This is a genomic window from Streptomyces scopuliridis (genome assembly GCF_042790125.1).
In the GTDB taxonomy this organism is placed as follows: Bacteria; Actinomycetota; Actinomycetes; order Streptomycetales; family Streptomycetaceae; genus Streptomyces; species Streptomyces scopuliridis_A.
Genome location: NZ_JBHTZS010000053.1, coordinates 21812 through 27838, shown reverse-complemented (window position 1 = coordinate 27838; position 6027 = coordinate 21812). Strand labels below are relative to the sequence as shown.

The following is a 6027-nucleotide window of genomic DNA, read 5'->3' as shown; positions in this document are numbered from 1 at the left end:
CAGGGAAAGCAGTCCGGACACGCACCTCCGGAGGCCCCGGCCCCCGGCACCACCCACCGCGCCCCGCACCACGGCCCCCGGGCACCAGCGACGGCCCGCACCACGACCCCACGCCGGGAGGCACACCGCACCGCACCACGGCCCCCCGCCGGACGGCGAACTCGCACCACGGCCCCCCGCCGGACGGCGCACCGCACCACGCCCCCCGCCGGACGGCGCACCGCCGGGAGGCGAACGGCTACCCCCGCGACCTCGCCTTGAACGCCGCCTTGCGCGCGTCCTTCGACGCCGTCCTGTCCCGATGCAGCCTTCCCATCGCCTCCAGGACCTCCGCCGTCGCCGGATGCTCCACCCGCCACGCCACCTCGAAGAACCCGCTGTGCTGCCCCACCAACCCCTCGACCAGTTCCTGGAGCTCGTCCGGTTCCCCCTCCGCGTCCAGCTGCGCGGCAATCGTGTCGATGGCCAGCCAGAAGATCATCGACTCGGGCGGCGGCGGCACATCACCCGCCCCCAGCTCGGCCAGCCAGACCCGCGCCAGCCCGCCCAGCTCAGCGTCGTCCAGGACCTCCCGTACCGCCGACTCCGCCTCCGCGCCGACCAGGGACAGCGCCTGCTGGCAGTGCAGGCGGCGCAGTGGTGCGCCCTGGTCCGTGCCGCGCGCGGCGGCCAGGAGTTCGCGCGCGGCGTCGGCGGGCGCGCGCGAGCTCAGCCACTGTTCCGTCTCCGCGCGTGCCGACAGCTCGGGGAAGTGCGCCACGCCGTCCAGCAGCGCGTGCGCGTCCTTGTCCGCGAGGTCGCCCACCGCGGGCGCGTCGACCCCCGCCTCCAGCATCCGGGACCTGATCCCGTACAGCCCGAGCGGCGTCAGCCGGACCATCCCGTACCGGGTGACGTCCTCCTCGTCGACGGGCATCGACGCGTCGGACGCGTCCTGCGCGTCCTCGACCATCAGCGCCTCGTCCACCGGTACGTACGAGACGAGCCCGATCGGCTCCAGCAGCCGGAACTGGTCGTCCAGCCGCATCATCGCCTCGGACACCTGCTCCAGGATGTCGTCGGTGGGCTCGCCCATGTCGTCGGGCACGATCATCGACGCGGCGAGGACGGGCAGCGGTACCGGCCCCTCGCCGCCGCCCTCCGCGAGGGTGAGCAGATAGAGGTTGCCGAGGACGCCCTCCAGGAACTCCGCCTCCAGCTCAGGGTCCCAGTCCAGCGAGTCGAGATCGATCTCGCCGTCGTCGCTGATGGCCGCGGCCAGATCGTCCAGTACGGGCGCGGTCGCGTCGGCGAAGACGACGTCCAGGGCGTCCAGCCAGAGCGACAGGATGTCCTGTGGGCTGCCCGAGGTGAGCACGCCGAGCTGCTCGCCGGTGGTGACGTGGCCCTCGGCGTCGGGGTCCGCGTCGTCCGGGTCGTCCACCTCCACGAGGCCCGTGTCGACCGCCACCCGCCAGGCCTCGCTGGCGTACGCCTCGCCGTCGCCCTCGGAGAGCTCGTCGCCGAGGTCGAGCACTTCCGCCGCGGCGGGCAGCTGCTCGTCGGCCAGTTCGCCGCCGGGTCCCACCCGCGTCGCCGGCCCGGCCCAGCGGGCGAGGCGTACCGCGCGGGCGAGCAGTGGCGCCGCGAGGGCGTCCCGCGCCAGCTCCGCTTCCGAGGGCAGTCGCACCGGCGGCAGGGTGGGGCGGTCTACGGGCATCTGGTGGTTCTCCTTGTGGCGTACGCGGTCGATGCGGCCCCCAGCGTAGACGCATTTGGGCCCATCCCACCCGGTTCATGTACTCGACAACGGTCGGACGCCCAGGGCCCCTTGACAGCTCACCGCCGCCGCCAAGAGATTGACGCGCGTAGAACCCCCGGCGACCGCAGGTCCCACGTGGACCGCCGCACCGGGCAGCGGCAGGCTCACCCGCCGCTGAGGCTGATCGCGGGGGTGTACCGCGTCACCGTGCTGTGCTTCAGCCCGGGATAGGACCGCACCCGCTTCCACTGCTCGGTGGGCGAACCGACCCCGTCCCCCGGCGCGTTGAGCGCGTCGATGTGCGCCTGCTCACTCTCCCACTCCGCGTAGTTGAGTACGCGCGTGCCGTCCGTACTGAGATGGAAGTGCGCCGCGATCCCGCCGGAGGGCGTGTGGGGATCGGTGCCGAGGGCCTCGAAGACCGCGTCGACCCAGCCCTTCTGCCGCTCGGCGTCGGGCCCCTCGAACTCCACCTCCACGAGCACGACGCAGCCGGGCACCCGGGTCGCCCCCTCGGCCATGGCCCCGCCGCGGTACAGCTCGTACGAGCGCAGCCCCACCCGCTCGATCCCGGGCACGGCGGCGTCGATCTCGGCGTTGCGCTCCTCCCGGAAGGTACGGGAGAACGCGTCGTACGCCTCCCGGTCGCGCCACTGCGAGTAGTGGCGCAGGGTGTCCCCGTCGTTTCCGGTGCAGACGCTGTACGAGAGCAGCCCCACGTCCGGCCACTCTCTGCTCCGCCAGGCCCGGGTGATGGCGTCGACCGTCGCCCGCTGCCGTTCGGGCGTGCCGACGCGCCAGGTGCTGACCAGGACGAGACCCACGCCGGGGCGGGTGAGCCGAGGGACGGTGCTGAGGTGCACGGGCATGGTGGAACCTCCTCGTGGCGCACCCCCGCGGTGCGCCTTCGACCACCATGCTCAGATGTGAAGTGCGGTTGAGGTCAACAGACCGGCCGCCACCTCGCCACCCGTCACACGGTCACCCCCGTCAGACCACGACGTCGAACCACGGCCGGCGCGTGGTGGCCCAGTGCGCCACCCAGCCCGCGAAGCCCTCTTCCGCGGAGGTGCGCCCGAAGACCGCCCCGAACGGCGCCGCGCCCACGTCGCTGATGTTCCAGATCCGCCCCCGGTGCGCACCGCTGACGACCAGATGCCAGTACATACCGCAGCCGTCCGTGCCCAGCACCACGCTCCCGTAGTTGTAGACCTCGTCGATGAGCGGTTCTATCTCCTCGTACGGCCGGGGGTCGTCCTCCCACACCCACGCCTCGGTGAGCGGGAACGGCTTCGCGAGATCCCGCTCCGTCTGTTCGCATCCCCAATCGGCGGGCAGCGCCTCCAGGGGTATCAGTCCGTCGATGTCGGCGGGCCCGTCACTGCACCCGTCGCAGATCTCCGCGACGAACGTGCGGTACGGCTCGGGCAGGACGATTCCGTGCGCGCGCTCGAAGGCCCGCACCCCGTCCCAGCCCAGCGGCGGCAGGCAGCGCTCCGCCGGGAAGGCCGCGCGCAACGCGTCGAGTTCGCCCCCGTCGGCCGCGCCCTCTCCGGCGCCGCCCTGGTCGGCCCCGCCCCGATCGGCGTTTTCGGTCTCCATGCTCTCCATGCCCTCCATGTCCTTCATTGCACCAGTACCCACTGACAGTCCGGCCTCTGCTACCCCGAAGCCCCCTCGGGCACGCTGTTGTCGGGGGCCCCGTCACCGACCGGCGGCAGATCGCCGCGCTCGACAGGCGCCGTCGGCGCGGTCTGTTCCGGCAGCAGGGCGTCGAGTTCGCGGTCGTCGGCGGGGCGGGCGGATGCCGCCGCGCGCCGCAGGGTGTCGCGGTCCACCGTGGCGCGGTCGGCGCCGACCCGTACGACATGGCCGTCCTCGGCCCGCGCGTACTCGTGCGCGGACCCGGAGACGCGGTACCAGGCGTCGCCGTCCCGTTCGCACTCCACCGGGCCGGGCGCCTCCTCGACCGGGGTGTCCGGGCAGTTGGCCGCGTTCAGCGTGGACCGGTCCACGGTCAGCCGGATCCGCGCCCCGTCGCGCGCAGATACGTACACGCTCCCGAAGCCGTCACCGCCGACGACCCCGACGGACTGCGGCGCCACCTCGAAACCGTCCGCCTCGATCACCTGGATCAGCTCGATCGCGGACCGCATGTACCGGGCGCGCGCTTCCAGTTCGGCCCGGTCGGCCGAGCCGCCGGCACGCGTCGCACCCCCGCCTCCGCCCTCCCCGGCCCCCGCCTTCTCGGACCCGCACGCGGCCGTCGCGAGGGCGAGGGCCACTAACGCCAGGAGAGTTGAGGAGCGGAGCGTACGCGTCATGGTACGCATCCTGCCCCATTCCGAACGGACCAGCGATCACTCTTCGATGCCGATATTCGGGCACCCGGCCCGCCCGTTCAGGACGGCTCCCGGGCCTGCCCGTCCGCCCACGCGGTGACACGCAGTTCGCCGTCCGAACCGATGTCGAGGGAGAGCGGGAGCGTGTCGCGTTCCTCGCCCGGCGCCGCGGCGATGACCACGTGGGAGCCGGTCGCGTGGGCCCCGGACTCGGTGATCCGGTTGTTCCACTGCAACACCGACACCACGGACTCCCCCGGGGCCAGGGTCAGTTCCTTCGGGCCCTGGTCATCGGCCGCGCCGGTGCTCTCGTTCCCCTGGACCAGCTTCAGGCCGACCGGGTCGCGGTCCTCGTCCAGGACGCCGATCTCCGGGTAGCCGTTGACCCGGTAGGGCTTCGTCCCGCAGTTCCGCAGCCCGATCGATACGGCCCTGATCCCCAAGGCGGCGTTCACCTCGCCATGGCTGAAGGCCACGCCCGAGGCGAGACAGCGGCCGGGGCCGGTGGCCGCCCACGGCTCGGGGCTCGCGGGCCGGCTGGGGAGCGGCTCGGCCGACAGCCGCGCCGGGGGCTCCGAGGCCACCGCCGTCGGCCTTCCCTCACCCTCGCCCCGCGCGGCGTCGATCTCGTTCCTGATGTCGGAGCATCCGCTCGCCCCCGCCATCAGGACCAACGAGCCTGCCGCCAGCGCGGCCGTCCGGCGTATCCGTGCCATGCGTTTTCTCCCCCGCCCGGCCCCCTCCGGGGCACTCGCCGATCATGCCAGACGGCCCGGGACCACTATCTTCAGCGCTGCTTCATCCTCACCCGAAGCAGATCTAAGTGGACCTTCACAGTCGCTCGGCGGACACTGCCGGTATGAGCACTCCTCGCCCCTTCGGCCGCGCCCTCTGCGCCATGGTCACGCCCTTCACCGCCACCGGGGAGCTGGATCTGCCCGGCGCCCGTGCACTCGCCGCCCGGCTGGTGGCCGAGGGGTGCGACGGGCTGGTGCTGAACGGCACCACCGGAGAGTCGCCCACCACCACGGACGCCGAGAAGACCGCTCTCGTGCGCGCGGTGTGCGACGAGGTGGGCGGCCGGGCCGCCGTCGTCGCGGGCGTCGGCAGCGCGGACACCCGGCACACCCTCGCCCTCGCGCGGGCGGCGGAACAGGCCGGGGCGGACGGCCTGTTGGTGGTCTCGCCGTACTACAGCAGGCCGCCGCAGCCCGCCGTGGAGGCGCACTTCCTGCGGATCGCCGACGCGTCGGGCATCCCGCTGATGCTGTACGACATCCCGGGCCGCACCGGCATCCGCATCGAGCCCGCGACGATGCTCCGCCTCGCCGCGCACCCGCGCGTCGTCGCCGTGAAGGACTGCGCGTACGACCTGCTCGGCAGCTCCCAGGTGATCGCCCGCACCTCGCTCGCGTACTACTCCGGCTGCGAGGAGCTGAATCTGCCGCTGTACGCGGTCGGCGGCGCCGGATTCGTCAGTACGGTCGCCAACGCCGCGCCCCGCGCGCTGCGCGCCGCGCTCGACGCGTATGACGCGGGCGCGGTCACCGAATCCGTACGGCTCAACCAACTCACGCTCCCCCTGGTCGAGTTGATGATGGCGTCGGGACTGCCCGGCACGGTCACCGCGAAGGCGCTGCTAGGGCCTTTCGTTTGGATCAGGCCGGATAAGGGAGCGGGGTCTGGTGCCGTGGATCGCAAGGCGGAGGAGGGAGGCGACGCGGAGCGTCGTGGACCGACGACAACGCGGCGAGGCGCGGTGCCAGGGCCCGCGAGCCCGGCAAGATCCAAACGAAAGGCCCTAGGCGCGCTCGGCCGGCCGGCGGGACCGGTGCGTGAACCGTTGCGGCCCGCCGGCCGGGAGACGGCCGACGGGCTGCTGAAGGCGTACGACGAGCTGGTCGGATCGGTCGCCGCGCCGCTGTGAACGGCCGGCAGTTGAGC

The 6027-nt window shown here is 73.1% G+C and carries 6 protein-coding genes; 1 reads left to right on the top strand and 5 read right to left on the bottom strand.

Annotated features, from left to right (window positions below; all coding sequences use genetic code 11):
- Positions 1-238: 238 nt before the first annotated feature.
- The 5 genes from ACFRKB_RS37865 to ACFRKB_RS37845 all read right to left on the bottom strand — a co-directional run bounded on the left by ACFRKB_RS37865 (position 239) and on the right by ACFRKB_RS37845 (position 4799).
- The gene (locus ACFRKB_RS37865; RefSeq protein WP_383111136.1) at positions 239-1699 is read right to left on the bottom strand and encodes a hypothetical protein; all 1461 of its coding nucleotides are present in this window, start codon (positions 1697-1699) and stop codon (positions 239-241) included.
- A gap of 206 nt (positions 1700-1905) precedes the next feature.
- The gene (locus ACFRKB_RS37860) at positions 1906-2610 is read right to left on the bottom strand and encodes an antibiotic biosynthesis monooxygenase (protein ID WP_383111135.1); all 705 of its coding nucleotides are present in this window, start codon (positions 2608-2610) and stop codon (positions 1906-1908) included.
- 121 nt (positions 2611-2731) lie between these two features.
- Positions 2732-3343 carry an SMI1/KNR4 family protein gene (locus tag ACFRKB_RS37855; RefSeq protein ID WP_383111134.1) on the bottom strand — a complete coding sequence of 204 codons (612 nt, stop codon included), beginning with the start codon at positions 3341-3343 and terminating at the stop codon, positions 2732-2734.
- 59 nt (positions 3344-3402) lie between these two features.
- A complete protein-coding gene (locus tag ACFRKB_RS37850; protein WP_383111133.1) occupies positions 3403-4065 on the bottom strand; it encodes a hypothetical protein in 663 nt (220 codons plus the stop codon).
- Between the two features lie 77 nt (positions 4066-4142).
- Complete coding sequence (locus ACFRKB_RS37845; RefSeq protein ID WP_383111132.1) at positions 4143-4799, bottom strand: DUF4232 domain-containing protein; 657 nt, start codon at positions 4797-4799, stop codon at positions 4143-4145.
- 143 nt (positions 4800-4942) lie between these two features.
- Between ACFRKB_RS37845 and dapA the strand changes: the two genes are divergently transcribed.
- Positions 4943-6010, top strand: coding sequence for a 4-hydroxy-tetrahydrodipicolinate synthase (gene dapA, locus ACFRKB_RS37840; protein WP_383111131.1), 1068 nt, complete (start codon positions 4943-4945; stop codon positions 6008-6010).
- Positions 6011-6027: the final 17 nt, after the last annotated feature.

Excerpts from the sequence above, each read along its gene's own strand:
- ACFRKB_RS37850 (WP_383111133.1), bottom strand. The coding sequence starts at position 4,065 with ATGACGCGTACGCTCCGCTCCTCAACTCTCCTGGCGTTAGTGGCCCTC.
- ACFRKB_RS37865 (WP_383111136.1), bottom strand. The coding sequence starts at position 1,699 with ATGCCCGTAGACCGCCCCACCCTGCCGCCGGTGCGACTGCCCTCGGAA.
- ACFRKB_RS37860 (WP_383111135.1), bottom strand. The coding sequence starts at position 2,610 with ATGCCCGTGCACCTCAGCACCGTCCCTCGGCTCACCCGCCCCGGCGTG.
- dapA (WP_383111131.1), top strand. The coding sequence starts at position 4,943 with ATGAGCACTCCTCGCCCCTTCGGCCGCGCCCTCTGCGCCATGGTCACG.
- ACFRKB_RS37845 (WP_383111132.1), bottom strand. The coding sequence starts at position 4,799 with ATGGCACGGATACGCCGGACGGCCGCGCTGGCGGCAGGCTCGTTGGTC.
- ACFRKB_RS37855 (WP_383111134.1), bottom strand. The coding sequence starts at position 3,343 with ATGGAGACCGAAAACGCCGATCGGGGCGGGGCCGACCAGGGCGGCGCC.